General features: G+C 46.9%; 16 protein-coding genes and 3 tRNA genes. 12 read left to right on the top strand and 7 right to left on the bottom strand.

Annotation, left to right across the window (positions count from 1 at the left end):
- Window positions 1–9 precede the first annotated feature (9 nt).
- A complete protein-coding gene (locus ACUZ8J_RS10455; RefSeq protein ID WP_446693774.1) occupies window positions 10–495 on the bottom strand; it encodes a hypothetical protein in 486 nt (161 codons plus the stop codon).
- Window positions 496–718: 223 nt separating this feature from the next.
- Here ACUZ8J_RS10455 and ccoN point away from each other — a divergent pair, with 223 nt between their 5' ends.
- From ccoN to ttcA, 11 genes are all read left to right on the top strand, one after another.
- Window positions 719–2,155 (top strand): cytochrome-c oxidase, cbb3-type subunit I, encoded by a 1,437-nt coding sequence (ccoN, locus tag ACUZ8J_RS10450; RefSeq protein WP_089067765.1) that lies wholly within the window; start codon window positions 719–721, stop codon window positions 2,153–2,155.
- A gap of 12 nt (window positions 2,156–2,167) precedes the next feature.
- Entirely contained in the window at window positions 2,168–2,794 is a 627-nt protein-coding gene (gene ccoO, locus ACUZ8J_RS10445; RefSeq protein ID WP_037430478.1) for a cytochrome-c oxidase, cbb3-type subunit II, read from the top strand.
- Window positions 2,795–2,805: 11 nt separating this feature from the next.
- Window positions 2,806–2,982 carry a CcoQ/FixQ family Cbb3-type cytochrome c oxidase assembly chaperone gene (locus ACUZ8J_RS10440; protein WP_011072349.1) on the top strand — a complete coding sequence of 59 codons (177 nt, stop codon included), beginning with the start codon at window positions 2,806–2,808 and terminating at the stop codon, window positions 2,980–2,982.
- Complete coding sequence (gene ccoP, locus ACUZ8J_RS10435; RefSeq protein WP_248967962.1) at window positions 2,982–3,950, top strand: cytochrome-c oxidase, cbb3-type subunit III; 969 nt, start codon at window positions 2,982–2,984, stop codon at window positions 3,948–3,950. Before ACUZ8J_RS10440 ends, ccoP begins: the two co-directional genes overlap by 1 nt.
- 110 nt (window positions 3,951–4,060) lie before the next feature.
- Entirely contained in the window at window positions 4,061–4,540 is a 480-nt protein-coding gene (locus ACUZ8J_RS10430; protein WP_011622774.1) for a FixH family protein, read from the top strand.
- A gap of 22 nt (window positions 4,541–4,562) precedes the next feature.
- Window positions 4,563–6,959 (top strand): heavy metal translocating P-type ATPase, encoded by a 2,397-nt coding sequence (locus ACUZ8J_RS10425; protein WP_446693773.1) that lies wholly within the window; start codon window positions 4,563–4,565, stop codon window positions 6,957–6,959.
- A 20-nt stretch (window positions 6,960–6,979) separates the two neighbouring features.
- Window positions 6,980–7,180 (top strand): cbb3-type cytochrome oxidase assembly protein CcoS, encoded by a 201-nt coding sequence (gene ccoS, locus ACUZ8J_RS10420; RefSeq protein ID WP_011622776.1) that lies wholly within the window; start codon window positions 6,980–6,982, stop codon window positions 7,178–7,180.
- Between the two features lie 8 nt (window positions 7,181–7,188).
- On the top strand, window positions 7,189–7,881 hold the full coding sequence (locus ACUZ8J_RS10415) for a sulfite exporter TauE/SafE family protein (RefSeq protein WP_446694929.1): 693 nt from the start codon (window positions 7,189–7,191) through the stop codon (window positions 7,879–7,881).
- 55 nt (window positions 7,882–7,936) lie between these two features.
- On the top strand, window positions 7,937–8,689 hold the full coding sequence (gene etrA, locus ACUZ8J_RS10410) for an electron transport transcriptional regulator EtrA (RefSeq protein ID WP_011622778.1): 753 nt from the start codon (window positions 7,937–7,939) through the stop codon (window positions 8,687–8,689).
- A 142-nt stretch (window positions 8,690–8,831) separates the two neighbouring features.
- Entirely contained in the window at window positions 8,832–9,764 is a 933-nt protein-coding gene (uspE, locus tag ACUZ8J_RS10405; RefSeq protein ID WP_011622779.1) for a universal stress protein UspE, read from the top strand.
- A 76-nt stretch (window positions 9,765–9,840) separates the two neighbouring features.
- Window positions 9,841–10,809: a tRNA 2-thiocytidine(32) synthetase TtcA gene (gene ttcA, locus ACUZ8J_RS10400; protein WP_446693772.1), complete on the top strand. Its 969-nt coding sequence runs from the start codon at window positions 9,841–9,843 to the stop codon at window positions 10,807–10,809.
- 58 nt (window positions 10,810–10,867) lie between these two features.
- Here the strand turns inward: ttcA and ACUZ8J_RS10395 are convergent, their stop codons facing one another.
- Both ACUZ8J_RS10395 and ACUZ8J_RS10390 read right to left on the bottom strand, forming a co-directional pair.
- Window positions 10,868–11,491, bottom strand: coding sequence for a DUF2987 domain-containing protein (locus ACUZ8J_RS10395; RefSeq protein ID WP_446693771.1), 624 nt, complete (start codon window positions 11,489–11,491; stop codon window positions 10,868–10,870).
- Window positions 11,484–12,296, bottom strand: coding sequence for a glucosaminidase domain-containing protein (locus ACUZ8J_RS10390; RefSeq protein ID WP_089067761.1), 813 nt, complete (start codon window positions 12,294–12,296; stop codon window positions 11,484–11,486). Before ACUZ8J_RS10390 ends, ACUZ8J_RS10395 begins: the two co-directional genes overlap by 8 nt.
- A 317-nt stretch (window positions 12,297–12,613) precedes the next feature.
- On the opposite strand from ACUZ8J_RS10390, the gene ACUZ8J_RS10385 reads away from it, so the two are divergent.
- Window positions 12,614–13,537: a YvcK family protein gene (locus tag ACUZ8J_RS10385; protein ID WP_446693770.1), complete on the top strand. Its 924-nt coding sequence runs from the start codon at window positions 12,614–12,616 to the stop codon at window positions 13,535–13,537.
- A 177-nt stretch (window positions 13,538–13,714) separates the two neighbouring features.
- On the opposite strand, the gene ACUZ8J_RS10380 is transcribed toward ACUZ8J_RS10385, so the two are convergent.
- The 4 genes from ACUZ8J_RS10380 to ACUZ8J_RS10365 all read right to left on the bottom strand — a co-directional run bounded on the left by ACUZ8J_RS10380 (window position 13,715) and on the right by ACUZ8J_RS10365 (window position 15,510).
- Window positions 13,715–14,908, bottom strand: a complete 1,194-nt coding sequence (locus tag ACUZ8J_RS10380) for an amino acid aminotransferase (protein ID WP_446693769.1) — start codon at window positions 14,906–14,908, stop codon at window positions 13,715–13,717.
- A gap of 293 nt (window positions 14,909–15,201) precedes the next feature.
- Window positions 15,202–15,288: transfer RNA gene (locus ACUZ8J_RS10375), tRNA-Leu, on the bottom strand.
- A 49-nt stretch (window positions 15,289–15,337) separates the two neighbouring features.
- Window positions 15,338–15,411: transfer RNA gene (locus ACUZ8J_RS10370), tRNA-Cys, on the bottom strand.
- Window positions 15,412–15,434: 23 nt separating this feature from the next.
- Window positions 15,435–15,510, bottom strand: a tRNA-Gly gene (locus tag ACUZ8J_RS10365).
- Window positions 15,511–15,649 lie beyond the last annotated feature (139 nt).

The following is a 15,649-nucleotide window of genomic DNA, read 5'->3' as shown; positions in this document are numbered from 1 at the left end:
TCGTTCCAATCAACTCGGATTATCGGCCAGAAAGTCAAAAACGACGGCTTGTTGAACACCATTTCGGCTAAAACTGATAAATCCTCGCCACACCATGTATCCACTGCTGCAAGCGCCGTAAATCATCTGCCCTTCATAGGTGGTTTTATTCACTTCACGAAAATTAACAGGTATAACCCCCATAAACATGTCTCTGCCTTCTAAACGGATCTGAAGGTTTTCGATAGTATCGGATGTTAATAGCTTCAATGTTAATGGTTTTTCGCTCGGCGCATGGGCTGGGGTGAGACTAATACGCAGCTCAATATCGCCAATGCGTTTAATACAATCTCCCTGCGTAAAGACGCAAAGTGTTAGGTCTGCAGGCGTGGTTTTTATCTGTTGCGTGGTCTTTTCATTGCAAGCTGTGAGATTCATCATAACTAGCATGAGTGTGAGTGGCAGAAGTTTGCGTGTAAGCACAAAAATTAACCTTGTGATGCAAGATGTTAACATTCTATGGCGTAGGTTGATCTAGATCAACTTTCCAGACCCCATCTTTGGTATCTTTTTTGACATGGCTCAAGTATCATTGCAAAACCTCATATTTGAGCACAAATGTGTAGGTTAACGCATTGACATGGCTTCACAACCCTAATAGGGAAGCGAGCTTTGTGTCATATATAACAGGTAAAGCTTGTCTTTACTAAAAGTAAAAGTAATAAGCAGTGGAAGCATTATGATGAACCATTCCCAGCCAACAGGCGCTGATTACAATTACACCATTGTCCGCCAATTTGCCTTAACCACTGTTTTGTGGGGTATTGTTGGTATGTCAGTCGGTGTATTAATTGCGGCTCAGTTAATCTGGCCACATCTGAACTTTGATACTCCTTGGTTTACGTATAGTCGCTTGCGACCATTACATACCAATGCGGTTATCTTCGCGTTCGGAACATCAGCCCTCTTTGCAACATCCTATTATGTCGTACAACGCACCTGTCAAACCCGACTATTTGCACCTAAATTAGCTGCATTTACGTTTTGGGGATGGCAAGCCATCATTCTGTCAGCAGCCATTACGCTGCCAATGGGTTACACCAGTGGTAAAGAGTATGCTGAATTAGAATGGCCAATCGATATCGCTATCGCTATCGTCTGGGTATCTTATGCAATAGTGTTCTTCGGCACTATTATCAAACGAACAACATCGCATATCTACGTAGCGAACTGGTTCTTTGGTGCATTTATCATTACGGTTGCCGTGCTTCACATCGTGAACTCTATGGCTGTTCCTGTTAGCTTGTTCAAGTCATACTCTATGTACAGTGGCGCGGTCGATGCCATGGTGCAATGGTGGTATGGTCACAACGCAGTAGGCTTCCTGTTAACCGCAGGTTTCTTAGGGATGATGTACTACTTCGTGCCTAAGCAAGCGGGTCGTCCTGTTTACTCATATCGTCTGTCTATCGTGCACTTCTGGGCACTGATCGCACTGTACATTTGGGCGGGTCCTCACCACTTACACTACACTGCCCTGCCAGACTGGACTCAGTCTTTAGGTATGGTGATGTCACTGATCCTGTTCGCACCATCTTGGGGTGGTATGATCAACGGTATCATGACCTTATCTGGCGCATGGCACAAACTACGTACTGACCCAGTACTACGTTTCTTAGTGGTTTCTCTGTCTTTCTACGGTATGTCGACCTTCGAAGGTCCGATGATGGCCATCAAGACAGTTAACGCTTTATCTCACTACACAGACTGGACTGTCGGTCACGTTCACTCAGGCGCGCTAGGCTGGGTTGCAATGGTGTCTATCGGTTCTCTGTATCACTTGATCCCAGTACTGTTCGGCCATGGCCGTATGTACAGCATCAAGTTAGTTAACGTGCATTTCTGGTTAGCGACTATCGGTACTGTACTTTACATCGTGTCTATGTGGATTTCGGGTGTAATGCAAGGTCTGATGTGGCGTGCAGTTAACGCTGACGGTACTTTGACTTATAGCTTTGTTGAAAGTCTGGAAGCTTCTTATCCTTTCTACTTCGTACGTTTCCTCGGCGGTTGTTTCTTCTTAACCGGTATGCTGATCATGGCATACAACGTGATCCGTACTGTGAAAGCCTCTAAAGATTCATTGCCAGCACTGGCTGAAGCAAAAGCGGCTTAAGGAGCAAACTCGATGAAATTTAATCATGAGATAGTTGAAAAAAACATCGGTTTGTTAGCGATCTTCACTGTTATCGCTATCAGCTTCGGTAGCTTGGTAGAAATCACGCCGCTGATTTTCCAAAAAGATACCACTGAGCCTGTTGAAGGTTTGAAACCCTACACTGCCCTGCAACTTGAAGGCCGTGACATCTATGTGCGTGAAGGTTGCTACAACTGCCACAGCCAGATGATCCGTCCTTTACGTGCAGAGACTGAACGTTACGGTCACTACTCTGTAGCCGGTGAGTCTGTTTGGGATCACCCATTCCAATGGGGTTCTAAGCGTACTGGTCCAGACTTGGCTCGTGTTGGCGGTCGCTACAGCGATAAATGGCATGAAGTTCACTTAATCGATCCTCGTGCTGTGGTCCCTCAATCGAATATGCCAGCCTTCCCATGGCTTGCCGAAAACAAGTTAGACGGCAAGTTAACCGGCGACAAGATGACTATTCTGCGTAACATGCACAAAGGCGGTTACAAAGGTAATGATCTTTACACCGATGAAGAAATCGCAGGCGCTCAGAAAGCTGTTGAAGGTAAGACAGAGCTGGAAGCCTTGATTGCATATCTTCAGTCTTTGGGTCACGCACTCAAATAAGGAGGCAATATATGGATTACGGCACATTACAAGGTATTTTAACCATCATTGTGATGCTGACCTTCGTCGGTATATTTGCTTGGGCATATAGCTCGCGTCGTCAAAAATCCTTTGATGAAGCAGCCAATCTTGTGTTTTCCGATGAGGAAATCAGCAAGGAATCGAAGGACTCAGGAGAGAATAAGTGATGAGTAGCTTCTGGAGTATTTGGATTAGCGTACTCTCGTTAATTGTGATCGCAGGATGTTTTCTGTTGCTGCGTGTGTGTTCAAAGAACACCACGGATGTAAAAGAAGGCGAATCTATGGGTCACAGTTTCGATGGTATCGAAGAACTCAATAACCCACTGCCAAAATGGTGGAGTTATATGTTCTATATCACTATCGTGTTTGGCTTGGTTTACTTAGCCCTGTTCCCAGGTTTAGGTAACTACAAAGGTCTACTGAACTGGACCAGCTCTAACCAGAGCATTGGTACAGAGAAAGGTATTAAAGCCGATTCTGCAGCAGCGGTTGAGCTGGCAGCAAAAGAAGGCATGTACGTTCAGTATGACCAAGAAGTTAAACACGCTAACGAAAAATATGGCCCAATCTTCGCGGCTTACTTGGCTACACCACTCGAAGAGTTAGTGAAAAACCAAGAAGCGTTGAAAGTGGGCGGTCGTTTGTTCCTACAAAACTGCGCGCAGTGCCATGGCTCTGACGCACGTGGTAGCAAAGGCTTCCCTAACCTGACCGACAGTGATTGGTTATACGGTGGCGATTTAGCCACTATCAAGACCACTATCATGAACGGTCGTCATGGCATGATGCCACCAAAAGGTGGTTTGCCAATCGACGATAGCGAAATTGCTGGTCTGGCCGAGTACGTAGTTAAGTTATCTGGCCGTGAGCACGACGAGAAACTCGCCGCTCAAGGTCAAGGGTCATTCATGAAAGGTTGTTTTGCGTGTCACGGTATGGACGCAAAAGGCAACAAACTCATGGGCGCACCTAACTTAACTGACGATGTTTGGTTATATGGCGGTAGCCGTGGTGTGATCGAAGAAACGATCAAGCACGGCCGTGCAGGCGTGATGCCAGCATGGAAAGACGTTCTCGGTGAAGAGAAAGTCCACGTGATCGCAGCTTATGTTTATAGCTTGTCAAACAAGTAATTAGATGTGAGTAACGCTAAGGCCTCGATAACGTCGAGGCCTTTTTTTTAAAGTGCTAAAGCCACCTTTTAACGGTAAAATGGCGCAAATTTTTATTATGGGTATTTAACATGAGCGAACAACAACCCTGGTATAAGCAGTTTTGGCCTTGGTTTTTAATTATTCTTCCTTTGTGTGCCGTCGTCGCAAGTTTTACCACGCTAAAAATTGCCCTCTCTAACTCTGACTCTCTGGTCGCCGAGGATTATTACAAAGAAGGCAAAGCCATCAACATGGACTTGAGTAAAGTCAAATATGCCAAGCAACTTGGCATGCAATGGCAACTCGAACAAAATCACCACGAAGTACTCTTCACCCAACACGGTGGACCAGCCTATCAAGCCGCGTTAAAAGTCGAATTTTATCACCCAACGATTGCCGAAAAAGACATCAAGATGACGGTAACGGCCGATGCTAACCATGTGTATCGCATTACACTGCCCGATGTATTAACCGGTGCTTGGGAAGTCCGCCTAGAAGGTTTTGACGGTAAATGGCGTATTCATCAACGTGTCGAACTCAAAGACAACGTCCAATTGTGGTTGAACTAATTGTGGTTGAATGAATATTGCTATGACACATCCAAGTTGTTTTCACTGTAATGAGCCCGTGCTCACTGGGACTCAGTTTGTCACCCGCATTAATGACCGCGATGAACTCATGTGTTGCCCAGGCTGCCAAGCGGTATCCCAAGCCATTGTGGATGCAGGCTTATTAAGCTATTACAAGTTTCGAACCGAACCTGGCAGTAAACAGACGGCACTGGTACCTGATGAATTAAATCAGTTTAGTGCCTACGATTTGCCCGAAGTACAGCAGGACTTTGTCCACTCGGAGGAAAAGAGTGACTCTGTGTCACTGTCCATCGACGGCATTACCTGCGCGGCCTGCGCTTGGTTAATCGAACATAAAGTGAAACAACTGCCTGGCGTCAGCCAAGTGATGGTCAACTCCACCACCCAAAGGGCGATGATCAGCTGGGATAACCAGCAAGTTAAACTCAGTGATATTCTTGGACAAATTAGCCGTATAGGTTATCAAGCCGCGCCCTATCAAGTGGATGAGCAAGAACTGACCGCCAAGCAAAATAGCCGCAAATTCTTACTGCGCTTAGGTTTGGCGGGTTTTGCTACCATGCAAGTGATGATGTTCGCCCTCGCCCTCTATACCGGTTACTTTACCGATTTGGATGTGCAATATCGGGATTATTTCCGTTGGGTGAGCATGATTTTTGCCACACCCGTGGTGCTTTACTCGGCGCAGCCCTTCTATTTCAGCGCCATTCGCACCCTGCTCAGTGGCAAACTCAATATGGATGTGTCGGTCTCTATCGCTATTGGCGGCGCCTATATCGCCAGTTGCTTTGCGACTGTTAACGGCACGGGCGAAGTCTATTTTGAGTCCGTCTCCATGTTTACCTTCTTCCTGCTGCTAGGACGTTATTTCGAGCAAAAGGCAAGACAAAAAGCCTCCGTCAGTTCCAGTAACCTCCACAAATTAGTACCGTTAACGGCGCATTTGGTTACGGCCCAGGGGCAAGAAGAGATCCCCGCGAAAAAATTACGCCTCGGGGACATTATCCTTATTAAACCCGGCGAAATGGTCGCCGCCGACGGAATCGTGGTTGACGGCCACACCAGTATCAATGAAGCCATGCTCACCGGTGAGCAAATGCCGATTGAAAAGCCCGTCGATAGCCAAGTATTTGCTGGCACCATTAACCTAGACCAACCCATTAAGGTTAAAGTGACCGCCCTTGGGCAAGACCAATTGGTTGCCGAAATTATTCGCCTGCAGGAATTAGCCTCAAATACTAAACCTGCCGTCGCTATGTTGGCTGATAAACTGTCGCGTTATTTCTCAGGCACTATCTTATCGATTGCGACAATCACCTATCTGGTGTGGCTGCAAATCTCCCCCGAAGATGCCTTTTGGGTCACCTTGTCGGTATTAGTGGCAACTTGTCCTTGCGCGCTTGCACTGGCCACCCCCACCGCCGTCACCTGCGCGACCGCGATTTTTACTCGCCTTGGGATTATTACCCGTAAAGCCGGCGTATTTGAAAAACTGCCACAAATCAAACATGTGGTATTTGATAAAACCGGCACCCTCACCTGCGGCACCCTATCGATTGCCAAGGTTGAATGTCATAGCTATATCGAGAAAGAACAGGTACTGGCGATTGCAGCGGCGCTAGAAGCAGGCTCACGCCACCCTATTGCCGCGGCCTTTGCCAGCTTTGCCCAAGTCGATGTTGTGGCCGAGCAAGTTCACCATGAAGTGGGTTTTGGGGTGAAAGGCTTGATTAATGGCACTGAGTACCGCATTGGTAATTCAAACTTCACGGGGGCCGCCGAGCCCAAACTTGCAAACCAGCTGATTTGGCTCGCCCACAGTCAGAATGGCCAGCTTGAAGTCATTGCCACTATTGAGATCCAAGATAATATCCGTGTCGATAGCAAAGAAACCGTCGATATTTTGAAGCAACAAGGTTGCAAGGTCAGTATTGCCAGTGGCGATAGCTCAGGGCATGTGCATCAATTGGCGAAAGAACTCGGGATTAGCGATGTCCACAGTGGACTGACTCCAGCCGATAAACTGGCCCTGGTGACCAAACTACAGCAATCGACACCGGTTGCGATGTTCGGCGATGGCATCAACGATGCGCCAGTACTGGCGGGCGCCGATTTATCTGTGGCGATGGGGAGCGGCAGCGCGATTGCTAAAAACAGCGCCGACCTCATTCTGCTTGGCGATCACCTCTCTCGCTTCACCCAAGCGGTCAAGGTTGCTAAACTGACCACACAAATTATTCGTCAAAACCTCGCTTGGGCCTTAGGCTATAACGCGCTGATTTTACCGCTAGCGGTAACTGGGCATGTTGCGCCTTATATTGCCGCCCTTGGCATGTCGGCAAGCTCTTTGATTGTTGTGGGTAACAGTTTGAGATTATTACGAATTAAATTATAACAATGAAATAGGCTTAGGTTATGAGCATCATTTATGTACTAATCCCTATCGCGATGATCTTTGTGTTGATCGCCGTAGCCGTGTTCTTTTGGGCGGTAAAATCCGAACAATTCGATGACTTAGACCGTCAAAGCGTGTCGATTCTCTTCGATGAGGATGCAGACAAACCGACTCAAGCCAATCCATCGTCACAGGCACAAGATAAAGGCATGCCTCAGTGATTGGCTCTGTGATTGAATATAACGTCACAGGGGCATTTCTGGTGGGGTTAATGGGCGCAGCCCACTGCTTTGGCATGTGTGGCGGCCTCGTTGGTGCCTTTTCCTCCCAACTGCCGAATCCTAAACAGGGCAATCACTTAGCCCATCAACTCACCTACTTATTAAGCTATAACCTCGGCCGGATTTTAAGTTATACCCTCGCAGGTGCCTTAGTCGGCGGTTCATCGGCCATGCTTGGGCACTTATTTGAACTCGACAGTTACCTGTTGATCCTCAGGATCATTGCTGCCGTGATGATGATTGCAACCGGGCTTTACATTGCAAAAATCTGGGTGGGTATAGTGCAGATTGAGCGCCTTGGCCAAGTGTTATGGCGCTACCTGAAACCCTTAGCCCAGCGCCTCGTTCCCATCACTACGCCAATGCAGGCCATCACCGCCGGACTCATTTGGGGCTGGCTACCCTGCGGCTTGGTCTATAGTACCTTAACCTGGTCGGTGGCGGCAGGCTCTGCCAGCCAAGGCGCCTTGATTATGTTCGCCTTTGGATTAGGGACACTCCCAGCGCTCCTGATTGCCGGTGTTGCGGCCAAACGTTTGGCCAATTGGGTACAGCAAAAAACCGTTAGATTATTGAGTGGCTTACTTTTAATTGCCTTTGGCGCACAAACTTTATATATCGCCCTGTCGCAGCTAAACTAGCCCAAGCGAGTGAATTGGTTTAACATGGCTGCAGTGGATTAACTTGAGAACCGACATGACAATAGAGCAGAATAAAAACCGTCGTCCCGCCGCGAGTGGGTGCGCAATTCATTGTCACGATTGCAGTATGGGTACCCTTTGTATTCCGTTTACCCTCAATGCCAACGAGCTTGATCAGCTCGACGATATCATTGAGCGTAAAAAGCCAATTCAAAAAGGTGAGCAGATTTTTAAATCAGGCGATCCATTAAAGTCCCTGTTCGCCATCCGCTCTGGTACAGTCAAAAGTTATACGATTACCGAACAGGGCGATGAACAGATCACCGGTTTCCATTTAGCGGGCGATGTGATTGGTTTTGACGGTATTCACGCTCAATCCCACCAGAGTTTTGCCCAAGCCTTAGAAACCTCCATGGTATGTGAAATCCCCTTCAATATTCTCGATGAGCTTTCAGGCAGCATGCCCAAGTTGCGCCAACAAATCATGCGCTTAATGAGCAATGAAATCATGAGCGATCAAGAAATGATTTTATTGCTGAGCAAGAAAAACGCCGAGGAACGCCTCGCCGCGTTTATCAGCAATCTTGCTAACCGCTTTGGCAACCGTGGTTTTTCTCCGAAAGAATTCCGTTTAACCATGACCCGTGGTGATATTGGTAACTACCTTGGCTTAACCGTAGAAACCATCAGCCGCTTGTTAGGCCGTTTCCAAAAGTCAGGTTTGATTGAAGTGAAAGGCAAGTACATCACTATCCTTGACCACCACGAACTGAATCTCTTGGCAGGTAATGCTAGGATCGCCAGATAAGTCACACCTTCCTGCGTTTGTGCTTTAATATTCGTAATTAATGCGCTAGGCACTGGTTTTGAAAAGAGTTTTGATCTAGAACAATACAGATAATTGCCAAAGGCTCATGATGAACATGAGCCTATGACTAAAGGAACATGTTATGAAGGATTATCAAAAAATACTGGTAGTAGTCGACCCCACGACAGAGCATCAAGTTGCACTCGCCCGAGCGGTGACCTTGGCCAGTAAAAGTAACGCCCATGTGACTGTGTTTCTCTCTATTTTTGACTTCTCCTACGAAATGACATCGATTTTATCGAGCCAAGAGCGCGAAGCCATGCGCCAAGGTGTGATTGATCAGCGTCTGGCGTGGATCCAAGATCTGCTGACCGCCTATAACCACCTGCAACTCGATATTGATACTCAAGTTATTTGGCACAATCGCCCATTTGAAAGCATCATCAACCATGCGATTGCTGGGCAATATGATTTGATCGTCAAAGGCACCCACGCCCACGACAAGTTAAAGGCCGTCATTTTTACCCCAACCGATTGGCATTTAATGCGGAAAGCCCCTGTGCCTGTGTTGATGGTTAAAGATCATGATTGGCCTGAAGCGGGTAAGATCCTCTGCGCCGTCAACGTGGCAACCGAAGACACCGATCATCAGATGCTAAACGGCAAGATTATCGAACATGCCAAGGATTTAGCCGCAAAATTTGCCGCCGAAGTGCACTTAGTCAATGGTTATCCCGGCACACCGGTGAATCTTGCCATTGAACTGCCTGATTTCGATGCACAAACCTATAACGACACTATTCGCATGCAACATGAGCAACGAGTGCAATACCTTGCCAATGCCTATGGTATCGATACCCTGCACTGCCATGTGAAAGAAGGCTTGCCAGAGGATGTGATCCCTGAGCTTGCCGAACAACTCGATGCCGAGCTGGTCATTTTAGGTACTGTCGGTCGGACTGGATTCTCGGCGGCGCTTATCGGCAATACCGCAGAGCATGTGATTGATAGCATTAACTGTGATTTATTAGCCATCAAACCCGATGGTTATAAATCGCCGCTTGAAGAGGCATAACGCACGCCGCTCTTTACCCCGCCGTCGATAGCTGGAATAATACGCGCCCTGAAACTGAGTTACTGGGCGCTTTTTTATGTTGGAAGCTATGTCTGAAGTTACGGCGAGTCAAATGCCTGAAGAATTATCAAAAAAACAAATTACCCGTCTGAATAAATTACAGAAGCGTCTGCGCCGTGAAGTGGGTAGTGCCATCGCCGATTACAACATGATTGAAGATGGCGACCGAGTCATGTGCTGCTTAAGTGGCGGTAAAGACAGTTACGCCATGCTGGATATTCTGCTTAATCTACAGCAGCGCGCGCCCGTACAGTTCGAGATTATTGCCGTTAATTTAGATCAAAAACAGCCGGGTTTCCCTGAACACGTACTGCCAGCCTATTTAGACAGCCTAAATATTCCTTATCACATCCTCAAGAAAGACACTTACTCGATTGTGAAAGAAAAGATCCCTGAAGGCAAAACCACTTGCTCGCTGTGCTCTCGCCTGCGTCGCGGTACACTCTATGGCTTTGCCCAGCGCATTGGCGCAACCAAAATCGCCCTAGGCCACCACAGAGACGATATTATTGAGACCATGTTCCTCAATATGTTCTACGGCGGCAAGATGAAAGCCATGCCACCTAAGTTGCTCTCGGACGACGGCGCTAACGTGGTTATTCGTCCACTCGCCTATTGCCGCGAAAAGGATTTAGAAGAATATGCGGAATTGAAAAAATTCCCCATCATTCCCTGTAACCTTTGTGGCTCGCAGGAAAACCTCAAGCGCCAAGCAGTGAAAGACATGCTCAATCAGTGGGATAGACTCTACCCAGGCCGTATTGAAACCATTTTTACCGCCATGCAAAACACCGCCCCTTCACAGGGTGTTGACCGTGAGCAGTTTGACTTTGTGTCGTTGAAACGCGATCCCAACGCGCCAATGAAGGGTGATGTGGCCGAAGCCGATTTACCCGCATTTGACTTTTTGGATATCGCCAACAGCGGCCATATCGATTTAGATGCGGCAAAACGCATCAATATCGTCAACGTTTACGAAGCGTAAACGCGATACGCATAAAAAAGCCCACGAGAGTGGGCTTTTTTATAACTTAAATCTATCCTTACTTAACCCAAGGGCTCAATACGGTCGGCGCTTGGCTAAATTGCAACGACCTCAAACTGTTAAGCTGCTCAACACTCAACTTAAAGCTGCTGTTCACCTGTTGCTCACGCCCATCAAGCGTCACAGTAACGGCTTGGTCTTGAGCAAATTCAAAGTTTAATCCCGCGATTGGCTCCTTAAAATAGCGCATCGGGAACCCCTGCATGGCCCCGAGTAAAGCATCCATTTCGCTGGCGATTTGCGCTAGTCGCGCCTTGTCGTATGTGGCTAAAGTCTGCTTAGCTCTGACTTGCATCGAAATACCACAGCCCTCAGCCTTGCCCTCAAACTCTAGATTCACTAATGCGCGTTGATCTTTCAACGCGTCATCAAAGGGAATAAACAACCGCTGCGCCGCAGTATAAGTGAGTGGTGTTGAATTTAATTCACTCGAAATGCTTCCACTCTGGATCTGACAATTAGGCAGCATAGGCACACTAAAGGCGATTTCGACTAACTGATAATTCCCCTTATTGACTTGCTTTAATCTGTCATAAAAGCCTTTATATTCGAGGGAAATCGTTTCTGCCTGCAGGCTTGTCGCACACAAGCAAAGCCCTACTAACCACCATTTTTTATACATCCGCCTTCACCAAATATTTTTCATTATGACGTAACATATCGAGTAACTCGTCGATATAAGCTTCTTGCCTTTCAGAATAATTCACGAGTCCATAGATCAGTTGGTCGGCACTTAATTCGGCTTCCTGAGAGCGTAAATCTGCACGTATTGAGCGAAACAGCGTGTATGCCGTATTCGAGTTCAAATTGCGCATATAGGAAGAAACTGAAGCGTCCACCGAGGGAAACACTTTCACTTCATGGGTTTTGCCCGAACCTCGAGAGGATGGCACTATGCCGCAACCATTGCTAAAACACCATTCGCCGAAAAAGTTAAAGCCTTCACGGGCAAAACGCGAACTGCCCCACCCCGATTCATTGGCCGCCTGAATAAGCACCATAGATTCGGGAATAATATCGACCCGTTTCAGTAAACTGTTCAGGGATTTTGCATCCACATTACGGGCAGCATATTGATATTTATCAAATAACTGATTGAGCTGTGCTAACTGTTTATCCGACAAAGTGCTGTCGTTCTCCACTAAGGCCAACATGTCGGTGATAAAGTCACGCTCGGTGGCAATAATGGCGTTTTGTTGTTGAATGATCGGCCTGAGAAAATCAAAAAAGGCACGCTTTTTTTCCGCCACATCATTGATGGCAGAAAAGTCAGGCACTTGAGTAACGGGATCAACGGAGTTTTCCAGTTGGTTAACGATAGATTCAGGCTCATCAATTGTAGGAATGAGCCAGACTCTCAGCGAAAAAATCGCTAAGATCACTAGGGCTAACGCGAGTGTAAACGAACCAATTCTACCTGTTTTCAATAAGTCACCTTTGATATTGAGTCACGAGTGGCAAAATAAGCGCCAGATTATATGTCATATCTTGAAATTCACGAAATCTGACGACAAAACCGCCCATGTAAAGCGCAGTCAAAGCGTATCTGTGCTGAAAATGCGATCCCACGCTTAACTCATACACATTGGCACAATTTGAGCGTGAATATTTAGTGCATGCTTTTGACTGAGCTTTTATACTAAGGTTCCGTTAACGCAGGTATTGGCAACCGAGCCCAAACGAGGCTTCGCAACACCGCTTAACAACAGGACAGGATTTTTTGGGTATTCAGGAAGGAACCCTCATGCAGCATCAAATCTTAAATCAATACAGACACGTGGTCGCCATTGGCGGTGGTCACGGCTTAGGTCGTGTGCTCTCATCGCTGGATTTTCTAGGCAATCGTCTCACGGGCATTGTTGCAACCACAGATAATGGTGGCTCTACGGGCAGATTACGGGCCGAACAGGACTGTATTGCCTGGGGTGATCTGCGTAATTGTCTGTCTCAACTAGCCCATCGCCCATCGGTTAGCTCGCAATTATTTGAGTATCGCTTTCAGGGCGAAACCGAACTAAGCGGCCACAATCTGGGTAATTTGATGTTGCTTGCCCTCGACAAGCTTTGCGTTAGGCCCCTCGAGGCCGTCAATCTTATTCGTCATATGCTTAAGATTGAAACCAATATCATCCCTATGTCAGAGCAACCAACCCATTTAGTGGCATTGCAGGCCTCTGGCTGTAAGGTCTTTGGTGAGGTTAATGTCGATAAAATGAATGAGGCGCCCATTGCCTTATGTCTTGAACCACAGGTTGATGCGACTACCGAAGCCTGTGAAGCCATCAGCCGTGCGGATCTGATTATCCTAGGCCCAGGGAGCTTCCTGACCAGTATTATGCCACCGCTGTTACTGCCCTGCTTTGCTAAAGCCTTAGCGATGACCACTGCGCCCGTGGTTTTTATCGATAATCTGAATGAAGAAACTTCACCAGCCGGCCAGTTTAGTATTGAGCAGCGGATAGCTTGGTGCCATCAAGTGATTGGCAAGCCTGTGATCACTAAGGTACTGCGTCACGCTGAACAAGTGCGCCTTGGCACTTTAATGAATTACTTCCCGTTAAGAAATCGCCACAATCCGCAATTACACGATCAGGCGGGGCTGCGTGATGCGCTCAGCGCAGTATTGAGAATAAAGTCGGATTTACCGCTAGAAACCTTGGCGTCATAACGACAGACTAACCGCATCCTTTAGCATCCAACATATTCAAAATGCTAAAGGACAGCTCAAAATACAAAAAGGACAGCCTAGGCTGTCCTTTTTAGTGAGCCCTCTTCTAATATTAGAGGACTAAATTAAAGAGTTAAATTAAAGAACTAAATTAAAGAACTAAATTAAAGAACTAAGTTAAAGAACTTGGGCAATCGCTTTACAGATCACAGGCATATTGGTTTTGGTCATACCGGCAACACTAATACGGCCTGAGCCTACGATATAAATACCAAACTCGTCTTTCAAGCGTGCAACCTGCGCTTTGTTTAAACCAGAGAAGCTAAACATACCGTTTTGACGGGAAATAAAGCTAAAGTCCTGGGTGACGCCTTCATCCTTTAAGCTTTGGACGAACAGAGTACGCATCTCGGCGATACGCTCACGCATTTCGGTCAACTCTTGTACCCAAAGTGCTTTCAATGCCGCATCACTTAAAATGGTGCTAACGATTAACGCACCGTGTGCTGGTGGGTTTGAGTAATTAGCGCGGATAGTACGTTTCACTTGGCTAAAGGCACATACTGCTTCATCGGCATTTTGTGCAACCACAGTCACAGCACCGATACGCTCGTTATAAAGACCAAAGTTTTTAGAGAATGAGTTAGCCACTAACAACTCAGGTACTTTTGCAGCCACTAAACGTAGGCCTGCGGCATCTTCTTCAATCCCAGCACCAAAACCTTGGTAAGCAAAGTCAAACAATGGCACTAACTGTTTGTCTGCACACAGGTTAGCAACCAATTCCCATTGGGCTAAGGTCAAATCAATACCCGTTGGGTTATGGCAGCAGCCGTGCAGTAGAACAATGTCACCCGCCTGTGCATTGGCGAGATCTGTCATCATGCCATCGAAATCGATATCGTGGGCACTGGCATTGTAGTAACCGTATTCTTTAACCGTTAAACCTGCAGTTTCAAAAATATTCTGATGGTTCGCCCAAGTTGGGTTACTGACCCACACAGTGCGCGATGGCGTGTTGCGCAGTAGAAACTCGGCGGCAATACGCAGTGCACCAGTACCACCTGGCGCCTGAGCGGTCGCGGCACGGCCTGACGTCACAAGCGTACTGCCCTCGCCAAATAATAGCTCTTGTACCACGCGGTTATAGGTTTGAACCCCTTCGATACCTAAATAATTCTTGGTCTTCTCTTGCTCAAGCAATAGGGCTTCTGCTTTCTTCACTGACTGTAATACTGGAGTTTGCCCTGCTTCATCCTTATAAATGCCAACACCGAGGTTCACTTTATCTTGGCGTGGATCGGCCTTGAAGGTATCGGTTAAACCAAGGATGGGATCAGCGGGTGCGAGTACTACCTGAGAGAAAATCATGACTACTTATCCTAAATGTTCACGTGTAGGGGAAATTCGGCTTATTTATACCACTGTCTTAAGAGGGGGAATAGCGCCTATTGCCGCATCTTAAGGAAATAGTTTGCGTATTATGGATTGATTAAAATAAATAACAACTAAATGAGAGATCAATTGTCTTGAAGCTGAAATTTTTGATAATTGTGATTTTTAAGAGGCTGATCACTATTTGTTTAAGGATTAATTTGTAGGTGTTAGAACGGGATTTTCGGCAATAAAAAAGGCCTAACATCTGTTAGGCCTTTTTTATGTTATGGTACCCGAGGCCAGACTTGAACTGGCACGCTGTTACCAGCGAGGGATTTTAAATCCCTTGTGTCTACCGATTCCACCACTCGGGCAAACTCTTTATATTAACGACGGGAATCGTGTCATTAATACCTTAATCTATGGAGGCGCGACCCGGAGTCGAACCGAGATCGACGGATTTGCAATCCGCAGCATAGCCATTCTGCCATCGCGCCAGATTTCCAAACTCGTAAAGAGTTGGAGCGACATATCGGGTTCGAACCGATGACCTATACCTTGGCAAGGTATCGCTCTACCAACTGAGCTAATGTCGCATCGATGTCACAGCTTAATCAGCGATTAAGCTTAGGAGTTACGTTGCTACGCTTTCCCCTGACTGCGGATTGGCATTCTACCGATTTAACCTTCAGAGTCAATCAACAAATTTGAAATATTGCGCTTAGAAGCACTGTT

This window comes from Shewanella sp. Koi 1, from assembly GCF_052907445.1.
Note: the sequence above shows the minus strand (reverse complement) of the source record. Positions and strands in the feature narration are given on the sequence as shown.

Coding starts and splice junctions, on each gene's coding strand:
- ACUZ8J_RS10455 (WP_446693774.1), bottom strand. CDS start 495: ATGTTAACATCTTGCATCACAAGGTTAATTTTTGTGCTTACACGCAAA.
- ccoN (WP_089067765.1), top strand. CDS start 719: ATGATGAACCATTCCCAGCCAACAGGCGCTGATTACAATTACACCATT.
- ccoO (WP_037430478.1), top strand. CDS start 2,168: ATGAAATTTAATCATGAGATAGTTGAAAAAAACATCGGTTTGTTAGCG.
- ACUZ8J_RS10440 (WP_011072349.1), top strand. CDS start 2,806: ATGGATTACGGCACATTACAAGGTATTTTAACCATCATTGTGATGCTG.
- ccoP (WP_248967962.1), top strand. CDS start 2,982: ATGAGTAGCTTCTGGAGTATTTGGATTAGCGTACTCTCGTTAATTGTG.
- ACUZ8J_RS10430 (WP_011622774.1), top strand. CDS start 4,061: ATGAGCGAACAACAACCCTGGTATAAGCAGTTTTGGCCTTGGTTTTTA.
- ACUZ8J_RS10425 (WP_446693773.1), top strand. CDS start 4,563: ATGACACATCCAAGTTGTTTTCACTGTAATGAGCCCGTGCTCACTGGG.
- ccoS (WP_011622776.1), top strand. CDS start 6,980: ATGAGCATCATTTATGTACTAATCCCTATCGCGATGATCTTTGTGTTG.
- etrA (WP_011622778.1), top strand. CDS start 7,937: ATGACAATAGAGCAGAATAAAAACCGTCGTCCCGCCGCGAGTGGGTGC.
- uspE (WP_011622779.1), top strand. CDS start 8,832: ATGAAGGATTATCAAAAAATACTGGTAGTAGTCGACCCCACGACAGAG.
- ttcA (WP_446693772.1), top strand. CDS start 9,841: ATGTTGGAAGCTATGTCTGAAGTTACGGCGAGTCAAATGCCTGAAGAA.
- ACUZ8J_RS10395 (WP_446693771.1), bottom strand. CDS start 11,491: ATGTATAAAAAATGGTGGTTAGTAGGGCTTTGCTTGTGTGCGACAAGC.
- ACUZ8J_RS10385 (WP_446693770.1), top strand. CDS start 12,614: ATGCAGCATCAAATCTTAAATCAATACAGACACGTGGTCGCCATTGGC.
- ACUZ8J_RS10380 (WP_446693769.1), bottom strand. CDS start 14,908: ATGATTTTCTCTCAGGTAGTACTCGCACCCGCTGATCCCATCCTTGGT.